Raw genomic sequence first — 21,873 nt, 5'->3', positions numbered from 1 at the left:
GGCGCCGGGGGAGGGCCCCGTGGCGGCGCTCCCGCAGGCCCCCCGCGCCGGCACCGCCGGGGCGCCGCAGGCCGGTCCGGGCCAGGACGCGCGCCTGCCGGATGCGGCCGAGGCGCCGCGCTTCGACATCGTCCGCGTCGAGCCGAACGGCGACGCCGTGGTGGCCGGCCGCGGCGCGCCGGACGCCGCGATCGAGATGCTGGTCGACGGCAAGCCCGTGGCCCGGGCGAAGGCCGATTCCAACGGTCAGTTCGCGATCGTGCCGCCGGCCCTGCCGACGGGCGCCAGCACGCTCCGCCTGCGCATGACCGGCGCGGACGGGCGCGCGACCGAGTCGCAGCAGAGCGTCGCGGTGGACGTGGCCCCCGGCCGGGACCGCCAGCCCCTCGTAGCCCTGACCGCCCCGGACGCCGCGACCGTCGTGCTGTCGCAGCCCGGCGCGCCGGGCGCGACGGCCGACGCGAAGGGCGGCGCCAGATCCTCCGGTCCGGCTTCCGAGCCGGGTACCCGGGACGTCGACGCGGCGCGGGCCGGCCGTCCGGCCGGGGGCGGGGAGACCCGCGAGGCCGCGGCGTCCGGGCCGGGACCGACCCGGATCGCCAGCGTGGACGTGCAGGGGAACGGCCGCCTGTTCGTGACGGCCACCGGCACGCCGGGGGCGCGGATCCAGCTCTACCTCAACGACACGATGATCGCCCCGGGCAGCATCGGGCCGGACGGCCGGGCGACCTTCACGATCGGGCGCGGGATCAAGCCCGGGCAGTACCAGGTGCGGATCGACCAGGTCGATCCGGCCACCGGCAAGGTCGCCAGCCGCGCCGCGGTCCCCCTGTCGGTGCCGGAGCCGACGCAGGTCGCCGCCCGGGAGACCGCCGAGTCCGGACCGTCGCCCGCCCAGAGCGGCGCGCGGGATCGCGCCGGCCCCGATCAGGCCGCGCGCGACGGTGCCGACCGGGACCGGCCGGCCGGGGCCTCGCCCCCGGCCGCCGTCTCGAACCCCCAGGTGGCCGACATGGCGGAGCCGGACCGGGTCGGCGCGGTGTTCGTGCCGGAGATCAGCACCGCCCGGATCACCCGCGGCGACAACCTCTGGCGGATCAGCCAGCGCACCTACGGCCGGGGCGAGCGCTACACGGTGATCTACGACGCCAACCAGAACCAGATCCGCGACCCGGACCTGATCTACCCGGGCCAGATCTTCGTGCTGCCCACCGACAAGCGCGGTTGAGCGGCGCCGCCTACTCCACCACCTGGTCGTCGCCCGCGAAGGCCAGCCGGCGCAGGCCGCGCAGCGCCCGGTCGAGCTCCTCCCGCGACGGCGAGGCCAGGGCGAGGCGCACCGCGTTCGGGGCGTGGCCGGGATGGACCGCGAAGGACGAGGCCGGCAGGAGGGCGATGCCCTGGCGCAGGGCCGCGGCCGCGTAGGCCTCGGCCCGCCACGTCTCGGGCAGTTCCAGCCAGAGGTGGTAGGCCTGCGGATCGCCCACGACCCGCAGGTCGGCGAGTGCGGCCCGGGCGAGGGCCTGCCGGGCCGCGGCGTCCCGGCGCTTGGCCTCGGCCAGCGCCGCGGCCGGGCCCCCCCCCCTCCCGTGCATGCCGGCCGGGGGGGGGCGCCCCCGGGCCCCCCGCCCCCCGGCCCCGCCCCCCGCCCCGCCCCCCGGCCGAGCCCCCCGCCATCCAGTGCATGCCGGCCGCGAGCGACAGGCCGAGCACCGTCCAGGCGCCCTGGCGGACGGAGGCGGCGAGCCGGTCGGTGAGGGCAGGCGGCGCGGCGATCAGGCCGACGGTGAGCGCCGGCATCACCCGCTTCGACAGGCTGTCCACGAAGATCACCCGGTCCGGCGCGAGGCCGGCGAGCGGCGGCGCCTCGGCGAGGAAGCTGTAGACCGCGTCCTCGACGGCGGTGAGCCCGGTCCGCTCCAGCACCTCCGCCAGGGCGGCCCGGCGCGCCGGGCCCATCGTGGCGCCGAGGGGGTTGTGCAGGGTCGGCTGGAGATAGACGCCGCTCAGCGGGGTCGCGCGGTGGGCCTGGAGGAGGGCCTCGGGGCAGACGCCCTCCGCGTCCATGGCGAGCGGGATCAGCGTGATCCCGAGCCGCGCCGCGATGCCCTTCACGCCGGGATAGGTCAGGGGCTCGCAGCCGATCCGCTCGCCGGGCGCCGCCAGGGCCGCCAGGGCGGCGGCCAACGCCTGCCGACCGTTGCCGGTGAACAGGATGTCGGCGGGATCGGGGGCGTAGCCCGCCCGCGCCAGGAACCCGGCGGCGATCGCCTGCGCCGAGGGCGTGCCCGCCGGCCCGTACTGGGTGAAGCCGATCTGGCCGTCGTCGCGGGCGAGCGCCGCCAGGGTCTCGGCCAGGACCGCCTCCTGCTCGGGCAGGCGCGAGTGGGTCCGCTGCAGGTCGAGGGCGGCCGGGGGCGGCTCCGGGCGGAGCAACCCGGCGCGCCCCGGCTCGCTGCGGACGTAGGTCCCGCGCCCGACCTCGCCGGTCACCAGCCCCCGGCGGGCCAGTTCGGCGTAGACGCGGCTCGCCGTCGAGACCGCGATGCCCCGCGCGTAGGCGAAGTCGCGCTGCGGCGGCAGCCGCGCGCCGGGGCGCAGCCGGCCCGCCGCGATGTCGGCCGCGATCGCGTCGGCGACGGTGCGGTAATCCGCGGGGCGCATAATTGCTCCGAGGTCAATGTTTCGATTGATCCGAGCTTTGTATCGGATCAATGCTCCGCCAGCAATCCCGGCCGGACTGCCTTCCCGCCACCGGATCGTCTGCGATGCAAGCCGTCACCCTGTCCTCCTCGCCCGCCGTCACCCGTCCGACCGCGCGCCCGCCCCTGCTCCGCACGTGGCTGCAGCGGATCCGCACCCGCCGCGCCCTGGCGGCGCTCCACCCCGACCAAGCCCGGGACGCCGGCCTCGAGCCCTGGGACCTGCGCGCCGAGGTCGCGAAGCCGTTCTGGCGGGCGTGAGACGGGGGCCTGCACGCAGCGCGGGTGCTCCGGCGCGGCAGCGGGCCTATATGCGGGGCCAGGACATCCCGCCCCGCAGAACCCTTCATGACCGACAACACCGCGCCCGCGGCCGGGACGCCGATCCCGGCCGAGCGCCCCGGCCTGATCGCCACCTACCGGCGGCTCTGGCCGCATCTCTGGCCCCACGGCCGGCCCGACCTGCAGCGCCGGGTCTTCCTGGCCTTCGGCCTGCTGCTCGCCGCCAAGCTGGTGACCATGGTGACGCCGTTCACCTTCAAGTGGATCACCGACGCGCTGGTCGCCGCGGTCGGCGGCAAGGACGAGGCCGTGCCGACCGGCCTCCTCGCCGCGCCGATGCTGCTGATCGCCCTCTACGGCTTCTCGCGGATCGCCATGGCGGGGCTGACGCAGGTGCGCGACGGGCTGTTCGCCAAGGTGGCGATGCACGCGGTGCGGCGGCTGGCGCTCCAGACCTTCGAGCACATGCACCGCCTGTCCCTGCGCTTCCACCTGGAGCGCAAGACCGGCGGCCTGACCCGGGTGCTGGAGCGCGGCCGCGCCGGCATCGAGGATCTGTCGCGCCTGATGGTGCTGACCCTGGTGCCGACCATCGTCGAGTTCGTGCTGGTGCTCGGCGTGCTGGCCTATGAGTTCAACTGGACCTACGCGCTGACCGCGTTCCTGACGGTCGCGGCCTACCTGGCCTTCACCTACAAGGCGACCGAGTGGCGGATCGCGATCCGCCGCCGGATGAACGCCTCCGACACCGACGCCAACACCAAGGCGGTCGACTCGCTGCTCAACTACGAGACGGTGAAGTATTTCGGCGCGGAAGCCCGGGAGGCCGGCCGCTACGACGAGTCGATGGCCAAGTACGAGAAGGCCTCGACGCAGACCTACGTGTCGCTGGCGGTGCTCAACGCCGGGCAGGCGGTGATCTTCACGCTCGGCATGACCGTGGTGATGTGGCTCGCGGCGCGCGACATCCTGGCCGGGCGCACCACGATCGGCGGCTTCGTGCTCGCCAACACCATGCTGGTGCAGCTCGCGATGCCTCTCAACTTCATGGGGATGATCTACCGCGAGATCAAACAGGCGCTGATCGACATCGACGACATGTTCCGCATCCTCGGGCAGAACCCCGAGATCGCCGACCGGCCGGGCGCCGCCCCGCTGGCGGTGGCGGGCGGGACGGTGCGGTTCGAGGACGTGCGCTTCGCCTACAATCCCGAGCGGCCGATCCTGCGCGGCGTCACCTTCGAGATCCCGGCGGGCCAGACCGTGGCGGTGGTGGGGCCCTCGGGCGCCGGCAAGTCGACGCTCTCGCGCCTGCTGTTCCGGTTCTACGAGCCGCAAGGGGGCCGGATCAGCGTCGACGGGCAGGACATCGCCGCGGTGACGCAGGCCTCGCTCCGGGCGGCGATCGGCATGGTCCCGCAGGACACGGTGCTGTTCAACGACACGATCGGCTACAACATCCGCTACGGCCGGGCCGACGCCACCGACGCGGAGCTGCGGGAGGCGGCCCGCCTCGCCCAGATCGACCGCTTCGTCTCGGGGCTGCCGGAGGGCTACGACACCCCGGTGGGCGAGCGCGGCCTGAAGCTCTCGGGCGGCGAGAAGCAGCGGGTCGCCATCGCCCGCACGATCCTCAAGGCGCCGCCGATCCTGGTCCTCGACGAGGCGACCTCGGCGCTCGACTCCTTCACGGAGGCCGAGATCCAGGCGGCGCTCGACCGGGTCAGCCGCGGCCGGACCACCCTGGTGATCGCCCACCGGCTGTCGACGGTGGTCAACGCCGACGCGATCCTGGTCCTCGACCACGGCCGCATCGTCGAGCGCGGCACCCACGCCGCGTTGCTGGAGGCCGGGGGCGTCTACGCGGCGCTCTGGGACCGCCAGCGGGAGGCCGACGCCGCCCTGGAGGTGCTCCAGCGCGCCGACGCGCCGGTGCTCCCGCCCCGGTCGGGCCACGCCGCCGTGCCGGAGACCGAGGCCGCGGAGTGACCGAAAGGCCACACGCGGTCCGCGCAACGCGGCCGGGACGCAACCGGAGGCGGTAAGCGCGGTTCTGCGGTTATGCCGCACTTCTACCTGCACATCCGGGACGGTCAGTGGCTGGTCGAGGATCTCGACGGCGCCGACCTGCCCGATCTCGACGCCGCCCGCACCGAGGCCGAGCGCTCCGCCCGGGCGCTCTTGAAGATCCAGCGGGTCGACGGCGCGGTGCTGGCCGGGCAGGCCTTCGAGATCGCCGACGCGTCGGGGCAGGTCCTGGCGGTCGTGCCGCTGAAGGACGTGCTCGAGCTGCCGTAAGCTCCAGGGCGCTGGCGGGCCGGTCGGGATCGACCGCCCGACGGCCCCTACGGCCGGCCCCTACGGCCGCGACCGCACCCGGACACCGAGCAGGTCCTCGAACGGCAGCACCATGGCGCCCTTGTCCCGGTCGCCGTGGCCCTGGCGCAGGGCGGTCTGGTAGGTGGCGGTGGCGGCCGCGGTGACCGGCATCGGGAAGCCGTTCTCCGCCGCGACCGCCGCGGCGGCGACGAGGTCCTTGTAGGCCGCCCCCATCGGGTAGCCCTCGTCGAACTGGCCCCGGAGGATCCGCGGCACGAAGTACTGCGCCGCGTAGCTCCGGCTCGTGCCCGTCGTGACCACCTGGGCGACCTGATCGGGGTCGAGCCCCATGGCGACGGCCATCGGCAGCACCTCGGCCAGCGCCGCGATGTTGATGTCGTAGAGCACGTTGTTGATCGTCTTGGTGAGCTGGCCGGACCCGGCCGGGCCCATGTGCAGGATCGTCGTGCCGATCCGCTCCAGCAGCGGGCGCACCCGCGCGACCGCCCCGGCCGCGCCGCCGCACATCACGGTGAGCGTCCCGGCCTCGGCGCCGGCCGGCGCGCCGGAGACGGGCGCGTCGACGAAGGCGCGCCCGGTCGCCGCCACGGCGCGGCCGACCGTGAGGGCCTCGGCGTGCGCGATGGTGCTGAGGTCGACCACGACCGCCCCCGGGGCGAGGCGCTCCGCCAGGGCGCCGTCCCCGAGGAGGGCCGCCTCGACGGCGTCGCCGTTCGGCAGGCACAGGAACAGCACGTCGGCGCCGGCGGCCTGCCCGGGATCGGTGGTGGCGACGAGGCCCGGCGCGGCGAGACCGGCGAGGCGCGCCGGGTCGGTGTCGATCGCCACGAGCGTCTCGGCGTCGGAGCCCCGCTTGGCCGCGAGGTTGCGGGCGATGGGGTGCCCCATCGCGCCGAGGCCGAGGAGGGCGAGGCGCGCGGCCATGCGGGTGTCCCTGTTCCGAGTGTCCGGCCGCCCCTGTCCGTGCGGGGGAGGCGCCGCGCCAGCATGTCGCCGGACGGGGTCGCCCGCCAGCCCCGGCCCCGGCATTGGGGGAGGCGCGTCATCCCGGGGCCGCTCCCGATCGTGCTGCGGCGGTCAGGACGGCGGGCGTCCCCGATCGGGACATCCGCGCCGTGCCCCCTCTCCCGTGCGGGAGAGGGCTGGGGTGAGGGATACGACGGATCCGGATCGGGCCGACCATCACCGTGCGTCGGCGTCGAGCCACGTCCGGGCAGGCCTGATCCCTCACCCTGTCCCTCTCCCGCACGGGAGAGGGGACCCGCGTCTCGCACTCACGCGCCGAGACGACCCGCGGCCTTCCGATCGTGACCGTTTTTCCTATTTTGCTCTTCCTGTCCGCGGCGTCCCGTGAGCGATCCCGCAGCGTCCCGCGTCCCTCGTGCTCGCCTCCCGGGCCATGCCCCCGGCGCCACACCGCGCGCGGGGACGATCATGCGTGTCCGAACGGCGGACGAAGGGCAGGGATGCGCGGAGTTGCGCCGCACCGTTGTTCCCTCGCCCGAGAAATCGGTCTACACGGCCGCTCCCTCGAAACCGCTTACCTGCCCCGTATGCAGGACTGAGCCCGGAGACGCTCGTACCATGCCGATTCTCACCTTCCCCGACGGCAACACGCGGGAGATCACCGCCGGCACGACCGGCCGGGCCGTGGTCGAGGGCATCGCCAAGTCGCTGGCCAAGCGCACCGTCGCCATGGCGCTCGACGGCACGGTCGCCGACCTCGACGACCCGATCGACCGCGATGCCCGCATCGAGTTCCTGGACCGCACCGACCCGCGCAGCCTGGAGCTGATCCGCCACGACTGCGCGCACGTGCTCGCCGAGGCCGTGCAGGCGCTCTGGCCGGAGACGCAGGTCACGATCGGCCCGGTGATCGAGAACGGCTTCTACTACGACTTCCATCGCGAGACCCCGTTCACGCCCGAGGACTTCCCGAAGATCGAGGCGAAGATGCGCGAGATCATCGCGCGCGATGCTCCGTTCACCAAGGAAGTCTGGAAGCGCGAGGACGTGCGGGCGCTGTTCGCCGGCAAGGGCGAGGGCTTCAAGGTCGAGCTGGTCGACGCGATCCCGCCGGGCGAGGACCTGAAGATCTACCGCCAGGGCGAGTGGTTTGACCTCTGCCGCGGCCCGCACATGACCTCGACGGCCAAGGTCGGCACCGCCTTCAAGCTGATGAAGGTCGCGGGGGCCTACTGGCGCGGCGACTCGAACAACCCGATGCTGACCCGCATCTACGGGACGGCCTGGGCGAACCAGGCCGATCTCGACGATTACCTGCACCGGCTGGAGGAGGCCGAGCGCCGCGACCACCGCCGGCTCGGCCGCGAGATGGACCTGTTCCACTTCCAGGAGGAGGGGCCGGGCGTCGTCTTCTGGCACGCCAAGGGCTGGACGATCTTCCAGGAGCTGATCGCCTACATGCGCCGGCGCCTGCGCGGCGACTACGCCGAGGTGAACGCCCCGCAGATCCTCGACAAGGCCCTGTGGGAGACCTCCGGCCACTGGGGCTGGTACCGGGAGAACATGTTCGCCGCGCAGTCCGCCGGCGAGGAGGCCGAGGACAAGCGCTGGTTCGCCCTCAAGCCGATGAACTGCCCGGGCCACGTGCAGATCTTCAAGCACGGCTTGAAATCCTACCGCGACCTGCCCCTGCGCATGGCCGAGTTCGGGATCGTCCACCGCTACGAGCCGTCCGGCGCCATGCACGGGCTGATGCGCGTGCGCGGCTTCACGCAGGACGACGCCCACGTCTTCTGCACCGAGGACCAGCTCGCCGACGAGTGCCTGAAGATCAACGACCTGATCCTCTCGACCTACGCGGATTTCGGCTTCGACCAGATCGTCGTGAAGCTCTCGACGCGGCCCGAGAAGCGCGTCGGCTCCGACGCCCTCTGGGACCACGCCGAGGACGTGATGACCCGCGTGCTGGCGCAGATCGAGGAGCAGTCGGCCGGCCGGATCAAGACGGCGGTCAACCCGGGGGAGGGCGCGTTCTACGGGCCCAAATTCGAGTACGTGCTGCGCGACGCCATCGGCCGCGACTGGCAGTGCGGGACCACGCAGGTGGACTTCAACCTGCCCGAGCGGTTCGGCGCCTTCTACATCGACGCCGACGGCGCCCGGAAGCCGCCCGTGATGGTCCACCGGGCGATCTGCGGCTCGATGGAGCGCTTCACCGGCATCCTGATCGAGCACTTCGCCGGGCACTTCCCCCTGTGGCTGGCGCCGGTCCAGGTCGTGGTGGCGACGATCACCGGCGAGGCCGACGCCTACGCCCGCGACGTCATCCGCACCCTGGAGCGCGCGGGCCTGCGGGTCGAGGCGGATCTGCGCAACGAGAAGATCAATTACAAGGTCCGCGAGCACTCGCTGGCCAAGGTGCCGGTGCTGCTGGCGCTCGGCCGCCGCGAGGCGGAGGAGCGCACGGTCTCGATCCGGCGGCTCGGCAGCCAGCAGACCCGCACGCTGCCGCTGACCGAGGCCGTGGCGGCCTTCGTGGAGGAGGCGACCGCGCCGGATCTCCGCCGCGCCGAGGCCGTCGCCGCGACGGTCCCGACCAGCGACACGGTGCTCGACGGCCATCACGGCCCGCACGACGCACCCTGAGGCGCCGCCGATAGACGTCGTCCCGGGACCGTGCGGCGGCACCCGGGACGTCGGCGCGGCTCGACCGCGTCGGCGTGTCGACCGACAGAGTTCGCGCGTCTGGATCGCGGTCTCAACTTGCGGATGGTCAATCTCGGCCCCGATCGCTCAACGCGCACGACTTTCGTCAAGGTTGGCGAAAGGAATCCCATTCTATGAAGACCGGAGACTAATTTCCGAGCCGGCACGTTCCGGCGATCGCCCGACGACGCTGTCGGGCGCTTCGGGGGACCGGCCATGGCGGCGGAGGCGGGCAGGGCGGCGACGAGGCTGGCGCGGCGCCACCGGCAGGCGGCCTGCGACCGGCGCCAGGACGGGCTCAGCCGCGGGCGCAAGCTCGGACCCGGCATCGTCCAGGCGCTGGACTCGCTGCCGCACGGCCTGTGCCTGTTCGATTCCGCCGACCGGCTGCTGTTCGTGAGCGACGGGTTCCGGCGCCTGTTCGGCCCGCCCGCGAACCGGATCCGGCCCGGCATGCATGCCCGGGCGGTGGGCGCGGCGAGCGCCGCGGGGGCGGTCCCGGCCGACCGGGATCCCTGCGGCCTCTGGGCGGCGCGGCGGCGGCTCCTCGCCCGGGGCGCGACCGACGCCGTGGTCCAGACGCTCGCGGACGGGCGCCAGGTCGCGATCACGCTGCACCCGCAGGCCGGCGGCGGCTGGACCGCCCTGTGGGAGGACGTGACCGAGCGCCGCCGGGCGGAGTCGCTCCTGCGCTACATGGCCCACCACGACCCGCTGACCGGCCTGCCGAACCGCCACCTCTTCGCGGCCCGGCTCGACCGGACCCTAGCCGACCTCGACGGCGCGCCCTGCGCGCTGCTGTGCCTCGACCTCGACGGCTTCAAGCCGGTGAACGACCGCCACGGGCACGCGGTGGGCGACGCGCTCCTGCGACACTTGGCCGAGCGCCTGCGGGCGGCGCTCGGCGCGGGGGATTGCGCCGCGCGGCTCGGGGGCGACGAGTTCACCATCCTGCTCGGCGACGCGGCGCCGGCGCCGGCCCTCGGCTTCGCCCTGCGCCTCCAGGCGCGCCTCGCCGAGCCGTACGATCTCGGGACCGGATCGCCGATCCGCATCGGCGCGGCGATCGGCGTGGCCTGCGCGCCCCTGCACGCCACCCGGGCGCAGGCCCTGGTGGAGCGGGCGGACGCGGCGATGTACGCGGCCAAGCGCCTCGGCCACCCCTACCTGTGGGACGACGCGCTGGATCTCGGGCCGGTCGAATCGGGCGGCGCGGCCCCGGCCTGAGGCGGCCGGGACGGCCTCAGCGCGCCTTCTCGTGCTCCGCGAGGCCCACGGCCCTGTAATCGTAGGTCGGGTAGAACTCGGTCCGGTACGCGCCCCAGGCGGTATCCTCCAGGACGCGGTTGACCTCGCGCAGGCGGGAGGCGGGCAGCCGCAGGACGATGATCTGCCCGATCCCCATGACGACGTTCCACGAGACGACCTCGATGCCCGGCGGCGGGAAGGCCTTGTAGAAGCCCTGCTTGGCGAGCTGCGCGTTCAGCTCCGCCAGCGGGCGGGACTGGTCGTGGCGCAGGAAGACCGTCAGCAGCACGGCGTTGTCGGCCGTCGCCGCGGCGGATCCCGTGGGCGGGGGCGGCGCGGTCTGCGCCCCTGCCGGTCCGGCGGCGACGAGCAGCAGGAGCGCCGCCGCGAGGGGGCCGGTCAGACCTGTTGAGCGTCGCATGCGATCTCCCGCTTTCCCAACCCGCGCGCGGCCGGGCCGTCAGCCGCCCTCGACATCGTAGGAGAGCCGCAGGCGCAGGCGGACCGCGCCCTGCTCGTCGCGCACGGCGAGCACGTAATCCTGCCGCTCCATCGGATCGGTCAAGCCCTGCGCGAGCCGCGTCAGGATGCGCACCGCCTGCGCCCGCGCCGCGGCGAGATCCGGAAGATCGAAGCCGTCGCGGTCGCGAACCAAGTTGGCGCCGTCGTGGAGGTCGATGAAATAGCGGGGCACGGATGCGAGCTCGGCGAGCGCCGGAGCTCGCAAGGATCTGTCTCCGCTGTTTCTACGTAGTTTCCGGAGGGCCGCAATCGGAGGTCGCCCGTGTCGCACCCCCAGACGCGGCCGGATGTAAGCCGGCGCCCGCGGGCGGCGTCAGCCCCCCAGCAGGCTCTCGGCGAAATCGTCCGGAACGGTCCCGAACTGGCCGAGGATCGTGACGCCCTCGAGTTCCCCGGTCTCGTCGTCGGCCACGACCCTGAGGGCCGCCGCGCCCGGCATGCGGGCGGCCAGCGCCTCCGCCTTCTTGAGGGCGCCGAACTCGCTCTGCGCGGGCTCCTGGCGGGCCGGCCGCAGGCGGTTCCTGTGCAGCTCGAACGGCTGCACGAGGTAGGTGGTCTTCAGGGCCATTCCGGCCTCCTCGGCGCGGCGCGCGGTGGCGAACGGACCGCGGCGCGGTCCGCTACAGGCTGCGGGTGGTCACCCCGAGGGCGAGCAGGGCGTAGGCGCCGATGAAGAACCATTGCCGGTGCGCCACGACGGTTTTTCCGACCATCGGGATGCGCGTGTACAGGCTGGCCACGGCGAGGCCGATCAGCACGGCCGACACCAGGAACGTGAGCAGGCGCGGGGCGGAGAGCGTGGGCATGCCGCATGCTCCGCCGGCACGCTTACCGAACCGTTACCGGTCGAGCCCGGGCACGAGGGGGCGGTACGCCGTCAACGGGCCCTGCGTCCCGGGAAGCAGGCCGACCTCGGCGAGCCACAGGACCATGATCGCTCCGGCCAGGAGCGTCGCGAGCGAGGCCAGCCGCCCGGTCCACCGCCGCAGGACGAACATGGCGACCACGACGGCCAGCAGGGCGATGAGGAGGGCGAGCATCAGCATGGCCGCGCCATGCCACGACCGGGGCGCCGCGTCACCGCGGATGACGGCGGAACGGCCCATCGGCCGGCCCGGGCCGACTTCAAGTCCGCCAGATGCACGTTCTGGTCGTTCTGCAGAGCGGAAACTCTACCGCAGTCGATGGGCCGACTCGGACGGCGCTCGGAAATACTCCGCCGGAAATCGCCAGAAATGGTCGGCCGATCTCCGCGGCGGGCACCCCGATCATGCACCGGAAGCGGCCCGCCAACGGTTTTGTAACTTGCATTCAGTGCTCAAAAGTAGCAGATCCCGGGCGAGGGGCACACCAGGAATCTTACAGTGTCAGAAGAAACCACAGGGCCCAACTCCAACTTCATCGAGCTGGCGGGCGATATCGTCGCCGCCTACGTGTCGAACAATCCGGTGCCGGCCGCGGAGCTTCCGGCTCTGATCGCGCGCGTCCACGGCGCGATCAGCGGGCTCGTCACCGGGACTCTGACGGCGGAGATCGGGGCGGTTCCGCAGGCCGAGGTCGAGAAGCCGAGCGCGGCTCAGATCCGCAAGTCGGTCCGGCACGACGGGATCGTCAGCTTCATCGACGGCAAGACCTACAAGACGCTGAAGCGCCACCTGACCAGCCACGGCCTGGATCCGCGCAGCTACCGCGACCGCTACGGCCTGCCGGCGGACTATCCGATGGTCGCGCCGAGCTACGCCGAGCAGCGCTCCGCCCTCGCCAAGGCGATCGGCCTGGGCCAGCCCGGCGCCATGGCCGAGCGCGAGCGCAAGGGCCGCAAGGCCGCCTGAGGATGACGACCTCCGGGGGCGCCCCGCTCGGCGGGGCCCCTCGTAACGAAGCGCCGCGGAGCCCGGCGCCTCGTGCCGCCGCGCGGCCCGGAGCCGCGCCGAGACCGTTGCATCGTCGCCACACACGTCCAGGACATCGCGGGACACGGACAAGCTGCCACACTCTGCACAAAGCTGATGCGCACGCCGGGGCCCGAGGATGCTACCGAAGGGGTCGGCGAGATGAAGCGAGAGCAGACGATGACGAGTTCGGTCGTGCCGTTCCCGGCGCATATCGCGCCCGCGGTCGTGGACGAGGACACCGCGTCGATCATCGCCGTGCTGCAGGATCAGCTGGCCCTGGCCCGCGAGGGTCGCCTGCGCTCGGTGGCGGTCGTCTCCGTCTCGGCCGACGGCGAGGCGGTCGGCACGCAATGGTCCTGCAAGGGTTCCGACATCAGCAACCTGATCGGCAAGCTGACCGTCCTGACCCACGACCTGATGGCCGCCCGGAAGTGACCGGCCAAATCTGACGGGGCGGGCGCGGCCCGCCCGGTGCGGCGTTCCGGAGACGGCTCCGGCATCGGCCAGAAGGAATGCCCCGGATGACTCGCGCCCTGCTGTTCGCCGCCCTCCTGGGAACGGCGGTCGTGCCGGGCACCGCCCGGGCCGCCGAGGAGGCGGACGACACCAAGCGCGCGGAGACGATCCGGGGTCTCGTGCGGATCGTCGGCGCGCAGGCCGGCATCGTCCTGCACTGCCGCAAGCTCTACACCATCGACGACACGGTGTCCGAGGGCCTGTCCCGCACGGTCCGCCGAGCCCTCGACGCCGGCCTCGGCCACCAGCGTGCCCGGACCGCCATCGCCGAGGAGGGCCGGCGGGTCGCGGACGAGATCGCCGCGGTCGGACCGGAGCAATGGTGCGCCGACCAGCGCGACCTCCTCAACACGGACGGCGTCCGCGTCTTCATCGACTGACCGCGCCGGATCCCGTCCCGGCGGGCCACTCCCCGCGGCCGGCCGGTCGATACCCCTCGTGACTGTCAGCCCTGGCGGCGCGCGCGACGTCAGTCCGGCGCGGACCAGATGAGAGCGGCATTCCGGCCGCTGTTCCGCAGTGCGGAACAGATGAGCGCCTTGTTCACCGCGCTCTCGTCTGTCATGTTTCGACGACGGAAGAGACTGAACAGATCAAGCCGGTCGCACTCGTCCGTTTACAAGAGCCCACAGGGGCCGCGAGACCGGCGCATAGGGAAACGCCATGTCTCGATCGATTCTGCTGGCCCTCGCTCTCGTCGTCTGCGGGGCCGCCGTGACGCTGTTCGCCTTCCTGCGCGCGCCCCAGTCGAGGGAGTTCGCCGGGTGGGATGCGGCCTTCATGGGCGGCATCGGGGCCGTCGCGCTGGGCTTCCTCACCACCCTCGTCGAGGTCGTGACCGAGTAGGTCGATCCTGAGGCAGGTCACACGCGCCGAGCGGTCCGACCGAGGCCGTCTCCGTCCCTGCGGCTCCGTCGCCCCCGTCGCTCGGCGGGCGGCGGTGCTCCGCGCATCCGGCCTCCGGCCGAGCGCGCATGAAGAGCGCAGAATTCACAGGGACGGCAGCATCCCGACAATTCGAGGCATTTCGCAAACCGCCCTTGAACCCGGGTGACCGATCCTGTCGGGCAGAGGTTCTCGAGGCGGTGATGTTCGAACGACGCAGCGCTCCACGCACGCTTCTCAACGAGACCGGCAGCATCTCGGTCGACGAGCATCGAAGCTTGCCGTGCATCGTCTACGACCGGTCGGCCGGCGGCGTGCGGGTCGCGCTCCCGGATGCCGAGATCGTTCCGGACAGCTTCATCCTCAGCATCGATGCGAGCAGCGAGATCCTCGTCTGCCGCGCCATCTGGCGCAAGGCGGAGGAGATCGGCGCCACGACCGACATCCCCGAGACGGCGCGGTCGGGCCGCGCGAATCTCTGGCGCGAACTCGAGGCGACCTGACAGGCGCCTGCCTCGGGTCGACCGGCGCTGGGCGCGGCCAGTGTCGTCGGCAGGCTCGGGGGCGGCGGCGCCCCCGGCGCGCGCCGACGCGCGTCACTCCCAGTCGATGTTGAGCGAGCGCTCGAAGGCGGCCGCGGAGAGTTCCTTGCCCTTCGGATCGGCGACCGTGATCTCGCGGAAGCCGCGCCGGGCCAGCTCCCAGGTCTTCTCCATCGCCTGCTCGTCCGTCCCGCAGGCGAACGTCATGACGCGCCCGGACGGATCAATCCCCTTGACGGTGAACACACCACTCTCCCTGCTCGCACCTCCCATATAGAGCCGCGATCCGCGTCGCGCCTCCCGCCATCGTGACGGAGCCCCGGGACCCGCACACGCCCCGTCGCGTTGGCTGCAGGCAGGGAGAGACCGCATGACGCGCGCGCGCGAGACCCCAGACCCGACGAGCCGCGGACCGGACGCGCGCGAGGCGGACGAGCCCCCGGCGGAGCGCGGCAAGGCGGCGCCGGCCACGATCCCGACCGAGGATCCCGAGGTCGGCCTCGCGCAGAAGGGCAGCGGGGAAGAGGCGATCGTCCGACGCGAGACGGAGATCTGACCGGTCGCGCCGAGGCGCGGGCGGTCCCTGGACGCCGGTCCATGCGCGATGCACAAACGGGCCGGCCGCACCCGGAGGGCGGCCGACAGGAGACCACGCATGGGACAGTGCATGGCGCAGTGCATGGCACAGTCGTCGGGCCACGAGGTCCCGACCCGGATCCGCGACGTCGCCGAGACCGGTCTCGAGCAGGCGCGGACGGCCTTCGGAAGCGTCGTCGGAGCGGCGCGGCGCGCGCCCGACACGGTCCGCACGACCGTGGTGCGACGGCAGGATGCGGCCCGGGAAGCGGCGGCCGCGGCTCGCGACGTTGCCGGGGCGGCGTCGCACTGAGCGGGAGAGCCGAGCGGCCTCTGGGCGGGTGGCCGGCGGCCCTTCGCGGCGCTGCCGGCCGTGTTCGGACGCGGAGTCGGAGATGATGTACGGGGAGGTTGGCCGCCTGGCGGATGAGAGCCTGCGGCTGGGCCTGAGACAGGCCGAGAACGCCGTCCTGCTCGCGATGGCGGCGCAGTATGCGTGGGCGGATCTGTGGTTCGAGGGGTACCGCGCGGCGGGGACCGCCCTCAGCACCGTGCGGGATCAGCGGGCGCGGACGCGGCGCCTGATCCGTCGCGGCGTGGAACCGTCGGTGGCCGCGCAGGAATTGCACATCGTCTGAGCGTCGGCCGGAGACGGAGCCGCCCGGGGCGCTCCGTCTCCGGCAGCCGGCTCAGCGGCTCGCCTCGACGGCGGCCTGGACCATCGGCCGGCCGAGGGACGAGACCGTCCGATTGACGGTCGCCGGCGCGGCGACGGGCTGGGGCGTGGTGGTCAGGTCGTGGATCGCGCGGATCTGCTGGGCGGCCCGGGCCTGGTCGCGATAGAGCGGCGGCGTCAGGTGCAGGCGGTCGTCGGCGGCGGCGAGACCCGTGAAGGCCGCCGACGTGAGCGCGGCCGACGCGAGGATGAGGATCGTGCGCATGGTGCGTCTCCGGTTCGATCGCGGTGTCGACCGCGGGATGCGATCAACCAGCGCATGAGACCACGGATTTGTGCGTCGCGGCATGCATTTTTCGCATTGCACCATATCGCCATGACGGCACGGTATTGCAGTGTTTACCGGGAATTCTCAGCCGTGAATTCAGGCGCCGATCCCGTGCGCCATGCATTCGATGCAAATGAACTAAACTTCCACCGGCGCGTTCTCAAATCAAACTTGAGGAGCGGGTGATTTGTTTTTCGCGCGCGCCCCCGGACCGATCGAAACCGCCGGGCGAGCGCGCGCGTTGCTGGCGTCGCGGCCCGTAACACGAAGCGGAGACCGCGGCGCCAGATCCGCGTCACACAGGCACGGTAGAACGCCCACATCCCGCCGAAGCACCCTGCGAAGCACCACGAGAGCGCCGATGACGCCCTCCGACCTCGACCGACGAGCCGAACTGACCATCTGGCCCAAGGGCACACCGGCCCGCGCCGCGGAGGGGCGGCCGTTCGCGACCCTGCGCGAGGCCCTCGCCGTCGCGATCGCGGCGATGGAATCCGGCGAGGCCCAGCCCTGGATCATCACCGAGGCCGGCGACATCCTCTCGCCGCGCTGGATCCAGGCGAATTCCCGAGCGCGGGCGCCGCACTAGCCGGCGCCGCGCCGGGGGCGGATCGGATCAGCAGCCGATGCAGATGTCGCGGACCACGTGCTGGTGACGCTGGCCGGTGCGCTGGTTCGGGAGCTGCCCGTCGATCGACGAGAGCCCGCTGCCCAGGCCCCGGAACCGGCGCTCGACCGCCGGAACGGAGGCCGCCCTGACCGGAGCGGGCGGCTCCGCGGCCGGCGCGGGGGTCGGTGCCGCCGTCGGAGCGGGCGCGGGCGCCCCGTTTGCCATGCCGGGATCGGGCAGGGTCAGGGCCATGCCCGGCACCGGCGGGACCTGCGCGAACTCGCCCGCGCGCCCCGGCAGGGGCGCGACGACCAGAAGCGCGACGGCCGGGACCGCGACGACGCGCCGGTTCAGCGGATGCATCACACTCTCCTGCCTCGGGAGCCGGCACGCCACGGACCCCGTGCCTCTGGGCCATCGCCGGATTGGCGCCCGCTCCGATGACGGAACGGGGCCGGCCCCGGTTGTGCGCGGCGGAGCGGGGCGCCGCCACTCATCCATTCGGCGGAGCGTGCGCCGGGTGCCTCAGTAGGCCCGACCGTAGAAGGGCTGCGAGACCGGGCGATAGCGGTCGCTCACCGGCCACGTGTAGGGCTGCTCCTTGCCGGTGCGCAGGTCCGAGCGGAACTTCGGCTCGTTGAAGCCGATCCCGTGCAGGCCGGCCGTGCCCTTGGCACCGTGGGCCTTCGGTCCGGCATCGCGCGCCAGGGCAGCGCCCGAGACGCCGATCACGAGAGCGGCCGCGAGCGAGACGCGGCCCAGCATGACGTTCATCTCTGTCTCCTGTCCCGGCCGAGGTGCCGGCACAGAAGGAACGGCAGCGGTTCGGCGCGGTTCCGGCCCCGGAGGCCGCTCAGAACCCCTGGCCGAGGCAGGCTTCGGCGAAGGGCCCGCCGCAGAGGTCGCCGGTCCGGACCGGCGCGGCCGCCGCGCCACCGATGCCGGCACCGCCGATCGCCCCGCCGCCGGTCGGCAGGGCTCGGGCCGCCTGAGCGGGATCGTCCGCGGGCAGCCCGGGCGTCCCGGGAATCCCGGCGCCGCCCGTGCCGGCGCCGCCCGCCCCGGAAACCGCCACGGCCGTGGCCCCGCTCGCGGCCGTTCCGGTCCCGAGCCCGAACAGTCCGAACAGCCCGAACAGACCGCCGGGGGACAGGGTGGCGCCCGTCGCGCCGATGCCCGACGCGGCCACGCCGCTGCCGAGACCGGCCGACGCGACGCCGGACGAGCCGGTCGCGCGCGGGGAGCCGAGGCTTCCGGTAGCGTTGAGGCCCGTGCCGACACCGACTCCAACGCCTGCGCCGACACCTGTGCCGACACCTGCGCCGACACCTGCGCCGACACCTGCGCCGACACCTGCGCCGACACCTGCGCCGACACCTGCGCCGAGGCCGGCTCCCGAGAACCCGGTGCCCAGGCCGGGGGACAGGCCCGACCCACCGCCGAGACCGCCCGTTCCGAGGGTCGGTGTCAGGAGGCTCCCCGCGGTCGAGCCCAGGCCCGTGCGGGACGCGCCGCTGAGGCCGCCGCGGGCACCGGTGGCGCCGATCGTCCCGCCGGTCCCGAGAGTCGTGCCGGTGACGCCGGAACCGCCGGTCGCGGTGGATCCCAGGCCGCCGAGCTGGCCCGCCCCGCCCGAACCGGCGGTCGTGGTGCCGAGCGTCGTCCCGGCCGAGAGGCCGCCCGACGCGCCGATGCGGCCGCCGCCCCCGCCACCGCCACCGCCGAAGCTCAGCTGACCGGCATTCACGAGGCCGCCGGTCTGCGCCGAGACGGTCGGGAACGGCCCGGTGGTGGAACTGCCGCCGAGGCTCAGCTGGCCCGGATTGGCGACGGGGGTGATCGGCTCCAGCGATGCCGACAGGCTCTGGGCCCCGGCCGGGACGGCGATCGCCAGCAGCGGGGCGGCGGCGAGGATGGTCCGCATGGCACGCTCCTCAGGCGGGGGACGGGGTCTGGCTCGGAAACCGGAGGGCGTCCGGCCGGTTCCGGCGGCGCAGGGACGCGGCGCGGCGCTGACCCGTGGGAGAAAGGAGGCCGCCGGCCTTCATGCTGCCGGAAAGGCGGTGTGCTCTCGGCACCGGATCCGCCTGACCCCGCGTCCCGAACCTGCGACCGTGCCGTTGCCCGAAACTCTCGCCCAAGGCCTGCGCGGCGCCGGCTGGCTCGCCGGCCTTCCGGCCCTCGCGCTGATCTGGGCGAGCGCGACCCTCTACGCCGCCCCGCGGATCGCCGACGGCCTCGCGGCGGAGGGCGCGGCTATCGCCGCCGGCACGGCCACCGCCACCGGTGAGCCGTGGCTGCGCCTGGAAGCCGTCGGGCGCGACCTCGTGGCCGCCGGCGAGGCGCCGGACGTCGCCGAGCGCGCCACCGTGCTGTCCCGCCTCGCGGCCCTCGACGGCCCGCGCCGCATCGTCTCCGAACTCGGCATCGTGGAGACCGCCGCGCCGTTCCAGTGGGCGGCGATCCGCACGGGTCAGAACCGGATCGCCCTCGAAGGCAGCCGCCCGGTGGAGATCGGCCGGCGGGCCCTGGAGGCGCGGATCACCGGCGCCCTCGATCCCGGCACCGGCCTCGACGACACCGCCCGGGCCGCCCGGGGCGCGCCGCCGGATTTCGCCGGCGCGGCCGCGTTCCTCGCGGCCCGGCTCTCCGGTCTCGCCAAGGGCGGGCGGGCGGCGCTCAGCGACACCGTCCTCAGCCTGTCGGGCGAGGCCCTCGACGTGCCGGCCTACGAGGCGCTGCGGGCCGCCCTGTCGGACCCGCCGGAGGGGTTCAGCGTCGGGCGGGTCGAGATCCTGCCCCCGAAGGTGGCCGCGTACCGGTTCGCCGTGGAGAAATCGGGCCGGGGCATCGTCCTCGACGGCTTCGCCCCCTCGGCGGCCGACCGCGAGGCCGCCCTGCGCGCCGCCACCGAGGCCGCCGCGGGCGGCACCGTGCAGGACCGGCTCCTGGCCGCCCGGGGGCTCGACCCGGCGATCGACCCGAAGAGCCTCATCGCCTTCGCGTTCAAGCTCGCCGAGCTGATCCAGTCCGGGCAGGTCGTGTTCCGGGACGGGGCGGTCTCGGTGACCGGCGACGCCATCGACGGACAGGCGCTCCCCGACGCCGAGGCGCTGATGCGCGACGGCCGGCCCGTCGGCGTGGCGGCCGGGCGGGTGGCGCTCACGGCGCGGCCGCTCTCGCCCTACCGGGTGGCGATCCGCCGGACCGCCGACGCCGTCACCCTCACCGGCCACCTGCCGGACGCGGCGACCCGGGAGCGGGTGCTCGCCGCCCTGCGCCCGCGCCTGTTCCGGGAGCCGGTCATCGACCGCACCCGCCTCGCCGACGGCGCCCCACCGGATCTCGGGGACGCGCTGGCAGCCGCCGCCCCGCTGGTGACGAACCTCGCGGACGGGACCGTCGCGGTCTCGGACCGCGCCGTGACGCTCACCGGCGAGAGCCTCTACCGGGAGGGCGCCGCGCGCACCCCCGACCGGCTCGCCGAGGCGCTGCCCCCGGGCTGGACCGGGCAGGCCAGCGTCACGGCCCGGGACGCCGCGGAGCGGCGCGACCCCGCCACCTGCCGCGCCGACTTCACCGCCGCCCTGGCGGGGGCGGACCTGCACTTCCCCGCGGGCGGCGCCGTGCTGACGCCCGCCTTCTACCCGACCCTCGACGCGCTGGCCGCCCTGGCGAAGACCTGCCCGTCGCTGCGCGTCGCGGTCTCCGGCCCCGCCGACCCGGCCAAGCCGCCCGCGACCCCGGCCGCCGGACCGGCACCGGGGGAGGGCGCGACCGCCGAGCCGACCCGGGTCGCCGACGCCGCCAAGCCGGCCACACCCGCGCCGCCGGTCCCGGCGGCCAAGGAAGCCGCGACGCACGCGGCCAAAGTCGCGGCCCAGGACACGGCCAAGGACACGGCCAAGGACGCGACGAAGGATCGGAGCAAGGCGGGCGCGGCCAGGAAGGAGCCGGCCGCGCCCGGCAAGGCGGCGGCGAAGAAGCCCGCCGAGGCGCCCGACGAGCCGCCGGTCGACCTGCCGCGCCTGCGCGCCCAGGCGGTGGTGGAGTATCTCCTCCAGGCCGGAGCCCGGCCGGAGCAGGTCACGGCCGGGCCGGGCGGGCCGGCCGGCCCCGTCGTCTTCGCGCTGCTGCCGTGAGGGAGATCCGCTCCGCCGCGCGCCACCATCGCGCCCGCAGGGAGGCCGGACGGCCGTGACGCTGCTGCTCGCCGGATTCTGGCCCGGGCTCGCCGGGGCGGCCGCGCTCGGCCTCGTGGTCGGCGCGCTGGTCGGCTGGCCGGACCGCCTCGCCGCCTCGCTGGGGCTCTGCGTGGTCGCGGGGCTCGTGGCCGCGGCGGCGATCGCCGGGTTCGTGCCCGGGCTGCCCGGCCTGTGGCTCGACGGCGCGGCCCTGATGCTGCCGGTCTACTGCGCGGCCTGCCTGCTCGGGGCGCTGGGACGCCGCCTCGCCGGCCGGACCTGACGGCGCGGGAACCTCTCCGCCCCCCGACGGCGTTTTTCCGGCAGAAAGGGCCCCAGGGCCCGCCCCGAACCCGGAGAGGCCGCGATGCCCAGGACCGTCGATCGTCCCCATCCCGCGCGACGCCGCGCCGTTCGCCTGCCGCGCCCCCGCGCCGGCGCCGCCGCCACCGGCCTGTTCCTGGCCGGACTGATCCTCTCGGCCGCGACGGTGCCGCTGGTCGAGCCCGCCGACGCCACCACCGGCAGCGGCGGCGGCACCGCGCAGGCGGCGCTCGCGACGCCGGCCCGCTGAGCGAGGCAACCCGCGCCCGCCCCGGACTGTTGTTCGCCCGGGCCCGTCCGGCCCGGGTCTGCGGGGGAGACGCGCATGGGACTGCTCGAATCGGCGATCGGCGGCGTGCTCGGTCAGGTGTTCGGCGGGCAGAAGCAGGGGGCCGGGGGCATGTCGCCTTTGGTCAAGGCGCTGCTGATGCTCCTGCTGGCCAAGGGCGCCAGCGGCGGCTTCGGCGACATCTTCGGGCGCGGGCGCCAGGGCGAGCCCGGCCCCGAGGCCGACCGCTCCGGGGGCGCCGGGCCCTACGGGCGCGATCCCGGCCAGCACCCCGCCGATGTC

The 21,873-nt window shown here is 74.2% G+C and carries 29 protein-coding genes and 2 pseudogenes; 19 read left to right on the top strand and 12 right to left on the bottom strand.

Features of this window, described 5'->3' with window-relative positions:
• Window positions 1-1,228, top strand: a 1,228-nt coding sequence (locus ACLBYE_RS21285; RefSeq protein WP_447695675.1) for a LysM peptidoglycan-binding domain-containing protein, incomplete at its 5' end; no start/stop codon positions are given.
• A gap of 10 nt (window positions 1,229-1,238) precedes the next feature.
• On the opposite strand, the pseudogene ACLBYE_RS21280 reads toward ACLBYE_RS21285, so the two are convergent.
• A pseudogene (locus ACLBYE_RS21280) lies at window positions 1,239-2,664 on the bottom strand (aminotransferase-like domain-containing protein).
• A 104-nt stretch (window positions 2,665-2,768) separates the two neighbouring features.
• On the opposite strand from ACLBYE_RS21280, the gene ACLBYE_RS21275 reads away from it, so the two are divergent.
• The 3 genes from ACLBYE_RS21275 (at window position 2,769) to ACLBYE_RS21265 (ending at window position 5,282) form a co-directional block, all read left to right on the top strand.
• Window positions 2,769-2,963, top strand: coding sequence for a DUF1127 domain-containing protein (locus ACLBYE_RS21275; protein ID WP_447695674.1), 195 nt, complete (start codon window positions 2,769-2,771; stop codon window positions 2,961-2,963).
• A gap of 87 nt (window positions 2,964-3,050) precedes the next feature.
• On the top strand, window positions 3,051-4,973 hold the full coding sequence (locus tag ACLBYE_RS21270; RefSeq protein WP_447695673.1) for an ABCB family ABC transporter ATP-binding protein/permease: 1,923 nt from the start codon (window positions 3,051-3,053) through the stop codon (window positions 4,971-4,973).
• Window positions 4,974-5,045: 72 nt separating this feature from the next.
• Window positions 5,046-5,282 carry a DUF6894 family protein gene (locus tag ACLBYE_RS21265; RefSeq protein WP_447695672.1) on the top strand — a complete coding sequence of 79 codons (237 nt, stop codon included), beginning with the start codon at window positions 5,046-5,048 and terminating at the stop codon, window positions 5,280-5,282.
• A 60-nt stretch (window positions 5,283-5,342) separates the two neighbouring features.
• Here the strand turns inward: ACLBYE_RS21265 and ACLBYE_RS21260 are convergent, their stop codons facing one another.
• Complete coding sequence (locus ACLBYE_RS21260; protein ID WP_447695671.1) at window positions 5,343-6,248, bottom strand: NAD(P)-dependent oxidoreductase; 906 nt, start codon at window positions 6,246-6,248, stop codon at window positions 5,343-5,345.
• A 660-nt stretch (window positions 6,249-6,908) separates the two neighbouring features.
• Between ACLBYE_RS21260 and thrS the strand changes: the two genes are divergently transcribed.
• Complete coding sequence (thrS, locus tag ACLBYE_RS21255; protein WP_447695670.1) at window positions 6,909-8,936, top strand: threonine--tRNA ligase; 2,028 nt, start codon at window positions 6,909-6,911, stop codon at window positions 8,934-8,936.
• A gap of 276 nt (window positions 8,937-9,212) precedes the next feature.
• Window positions 9,213-10,223, top strand: coding sequence for a diguanylate cyclase domain-containing protein (locus ACLBYE_RS21250; protein WP_447695669.1), 1,011 nt, complete (start codon window positions 9,213-9,215; stop codon window positions 10,221-10,223).
• A gap of 16 nt (window positions 10,224-10,239) precedes the next feature.
• Here ACLBYE_RS21250 and ACLBYE_RS21245 read toward each other — a convergent pair whose 3' ends face one another.
• The 5 genes from ACLBYE_RS21245 to ACLBYE_RS21225 form a co-directional block, all read right to left on the bottom strand.
• On the bottom strand, window positions 10,240-10,665 hold the full coding sequence (locus ACLBYE_RS21245; RefSeq protein ID WP_447695668.1) for a hypothetical protein: 426 nt from the start codon (window positions 10,663-10,665) through the stop codon (window positions 10,240-10,242).
• A gap of 39 nt (window positions 10,666-10,704) precedes the next feature.
• Window positions 10,705-10,938, bottom strand: coding sequence for a DUF6894 family protein (locus ACLBYE_RS21240; RefSeq protein WP_026605249.1), 234 nt, complete (start codon window positions 10,936-10,938; stop codon window positions 10,705-10,707).
• 141 nt (window positions 10,939-11,079) lie between these two features.
• A complete protein-coding gene (locus tag ACLBYE_RS21235; RefSeq protein WP_020095183.1) occupies window positions 11,080-11,334 on the bottom strand; it encodes a hypothetical protein in 255 nt (84 codons plus the stop codon).
• 52 nt (window positions 11,335-11,386) lie between these two features.
• Window positions 11,387-11,572, bottom strand: a complete 186-nt coding sequence (locus ACLBYE_RS21230) for a hypothetical protein (protein ID WP_012318898.1) — start codon at window positions 11,570-11,572, stop codon at window positions 11,387-11,389.
• A 33-nt stretch (window positions 11,573-11,605) separates the two neighbouring features.
• Window positions 11,606-11,812 (bottom strand): hypothetical protein, encoded by a 207-nt coding sequence (locus ACLBYE_RS21225; RefSeq protein ID WP_026605250.1) that lies wholly within the window; start codon window positions 11,810-11,812, stop codon window positions 11,606-11,608.
• Between the two features lie 318 nt (window positions 11,813-12,130).
• On the opposite strand from ACLBYE_RS21225, the gene ACLBYE_RS21220 reads away from it, so the two are divergent.
• The 5 genes from ACLBYE_RS21220 (at window position 12,131) to ACLBYE_RS21200 (ending at window position 14,565) form a co-directional block, all read left to right on the top strand.
• The gene (locus ACLBYE_RS21220) at window positions 12,131-12,598 is read left to right on the top strand and encodes a MucR family transcriptional regulator (protein ID WP_020095185.1); all 468 of its coding nucleotides are present in this window, start codon (window positions 12,131-12,133) and stop codon (window positions 12,596-12,598) included.
• A gap of 222 nt (window positions 12,599-12,820) precedes the next feature.
• On the top strand, window positions 12,821-13,096 hold the full coding sequence (locus tag ACLBYE_RS21215) for a hypothetical protein (protein WP_026605251.1): 276 nt from the start codon (window positions 12,821-12,823) through the stop codon (window positions 13,094-13,096).
• Between the two features lie 86 nt (window positions 13,097-13,182).
• Complete coding sequence (locus ACLBYE_RS21210) at window positions 13,183-13,557, top strand: hypothetical protein (RefSeq protein WP_447695667.1); 375 nt, start codon at window positions 13,183-13,185, stop codon at window positions 13,555-13,557.
• Window positions 13,558-13,840: 283 nt separating this feature from the next.
• Window positions 13,841-14,023, top strand: a complete 183-nt coding sequence (locus ACLBYE_RS21205; RefSeq protein ID WP_020095188.1) for a hypothetical protein — start codon at window positions 13,841-13,843, stop codon at window positions 14,021-14,023.
• 242 nt (window positions 14,024-14,265) lie between these two features.
• Entirely contained in the window at window positions 14,266-14,565 is a 300-nt protein-coding gene (locus ACLBYE_RS21200; RefSeq protein ID WP_020095189.1) for a PilZ domain-containing protein, read from the top strand.
• 93 nt (window positions 14,566-14,658) lie between these two features.
• Here the strand turns inward: ACLBYE_RS21200 and ACLBYE_RS21195 are convergent, their stop codons facing one another.
• On the bottom strand, window positions 14,659-14,877 hold the full coding sequence (locus ACLBYE_RS21195; RefSeq protein ID WP_210383195.1) for a hypothetical protein: 219 nt from the start codon (window positions 14,875-14,877) through the stop codon (window positions 14,659-14,661).
• Window positions 14,878-14,974: 97 nt separating this feature from the next.
• On the opposite strand from ACLBYE_RS21195, the gene ACLBYE_RS21190 reads away from it, so the two are divergent.
• The 3 genes from ACLBYE_RS21190 (at window position 14,975) to ACLBYE_RS21180 (ending at window position 15,818) form a co-directional block, all read left to right on the top strand.
• On the top strand, window positions 14,975-15,160 hold the full coding sequence (locus tag ACLBYE_RS21190; RefSeq protein WP_447695666.1) for a hypothetical protein: 186 nt from the start codon (window positions 14,975-14,977) through the stop codon (window positions 15,158-15,160).
• Between the two features lie 99 nt (window positions 15,161-15,259).
• Window positions 15,260-15,493 carry a hypothetical protein gene (locus ACLBYE_RS21185; protein ID WP_447695665.1) on the top strand — a complete coding sequence of 78 codons (234 nt, stop codon included), beginning with the start codon at window positions 15,260-15,262 and terminating at the stop codon, window positions 15,491-15,493.
• A gap of 82 nt (window positions 15,494-15,575) precedes the next feature.
• A complete protein-coding gene (locus ACLBYE_RS21180) occupies window positions 15,576-15,818 on the top strand; it encodes a hypothetical protein (protein WP_447695664.1) in 243 nt (80 codons plus the stop codon).
• A 51-nt stretch (window positions 15,819-15,869) separates the two neighbouring features.
• Here ACLBYE_RS21180 and ACLBYE_RS21175 read toward each other — a convergent pair whose 3' ends face one another.
• Window positions 15,870-16,121 (bottom strand): hypothetical protein, encoded by a 252-nt coding sequence (locus tag ACLBYE_RS21175; RefSeq protein WP_447695663.1) that lies wholly within the window; start codon window positions 16,119-16,121, stop codon window positions 15,870-15,872.
• A 424-nt stretch (window positions 16,122-16,545) separates the two neighbouring features.
• On the opposite strand from ACLBYE_RS21175, the gene ACLBYE_RS21170 reads away from it, so the two are divergent.
• On the top strand, window positions 16,546-16,773 hold the full coding sequence (locus ACLBYE_RS21170; protein ID WP_091925947.1) for a hypothetical protein: 228 nt from the start codon (window positions 16,546-16,548) through the stop codon (window positions 16,771-16,773).
• Window positions 16,774-16,800: 27 nt separating this feature from the next.
• Here the strand turns inward: ACLBYE_RS21170 and ACLBYE_RS21165 are convergent, their stop codons facing one another.
• The 3 genes from ACLBYE_RS21165 to ACLBYE_RS21155 form a co-directional block, all read right to left on the bottom strand.
• Window positions 16,801-17,157, bottom strand: a complete 357-nt coding sequence (locus ACLBYE_RS21165) for a hypothetical protein (protein WP_447695662.1) — start codon at window positions 17,155-17,157, stop codon at window positions 16,801-16,803.
• Window positions 17,158-17,319: 162 nt separating this feature from the next.
• Window positions 17,320-17,568, bottom strand: coding sequence for a hypothetical protein (locus tag ACLBYE_RS21160; RefSeq protein ID WP_020095196.1), 249 nt, complete (start codon window positions 17,566-17,568; stop codon window positions 17,320-17,322).
• A 79-nt stretch (window positions 17,569-17,647) separates the two neighbouring features.
• On the bottom strand, window positions 17,648-18,718 hold the full coding sequence (locus ACLBYE_RS21155; protein ID WP_447695661.1) for a hypothetical protein: 1,071 nt from the start codon (window positions 18,716-18,718) through the stop codon (window positions 17,648-17,650).
• Window positions 18,719-18,908: 190 nt separating this feature from the next.
• Here ACLBYE_RS21155 and ACLBYE_RS21150 point away from each other — a divergent pair, with 190 nt between their 5' ends.
• The 4 genes and pseudogenes from ACLBYE_RS21150 to ACLBYE_RS21135 form a co-directional block, all read left to right on the top strand.
• On the top strand, window positions 18,909-20,936 hold the full coding sequence (locus ACLBYE_RS21150) for a hypothetical protein (RefSeq protein ID WP_447695660.1): 2,028 nt from the start codon (window positions 18,909-18,911) through the stop codon (window positions 20,934-20,936).
• A 55-nt stretch (window positions 20,937-20,991) separates the two neighbouring features.
• Window positions 20,992-21,261, top strand: a complete 270-nt coding sequence (locus ACLBYE_RS21145) for a hypothetical protein (RefSeq protein ID WP_020095199.1) — start codon at window positions 20,992-20,994, stop codon at window positions 21,259-21,261.
• 84 nt (window positions 21,262-21,345) lie between these two features.
• Complete coding sequence (locus ACLBYE_RS21140; RefSeq protein WP_447695659.1) at window positions 21,346-21,552, top strand: hypothetical protein; 207 nt, start codon at window positions 21,346-21,348, stop codon at window positions 21,550-21,552.
• Between the two features lie 75 nt (window positions 21,553-21,627).
• Window positions 21,628-21,873 (top strand): annotated as a pseudogene (locus ACLBYE_RS21135) (YidB family protein); the annotation flags it as partial.

Source organism: Methylobacterium sp. A52T, assembly GCF_053346095.1.
Note: the sequence above shows the minus strand (reverse complement) of the source record. Positions and strands in the feature narration are given on the sequence as shown.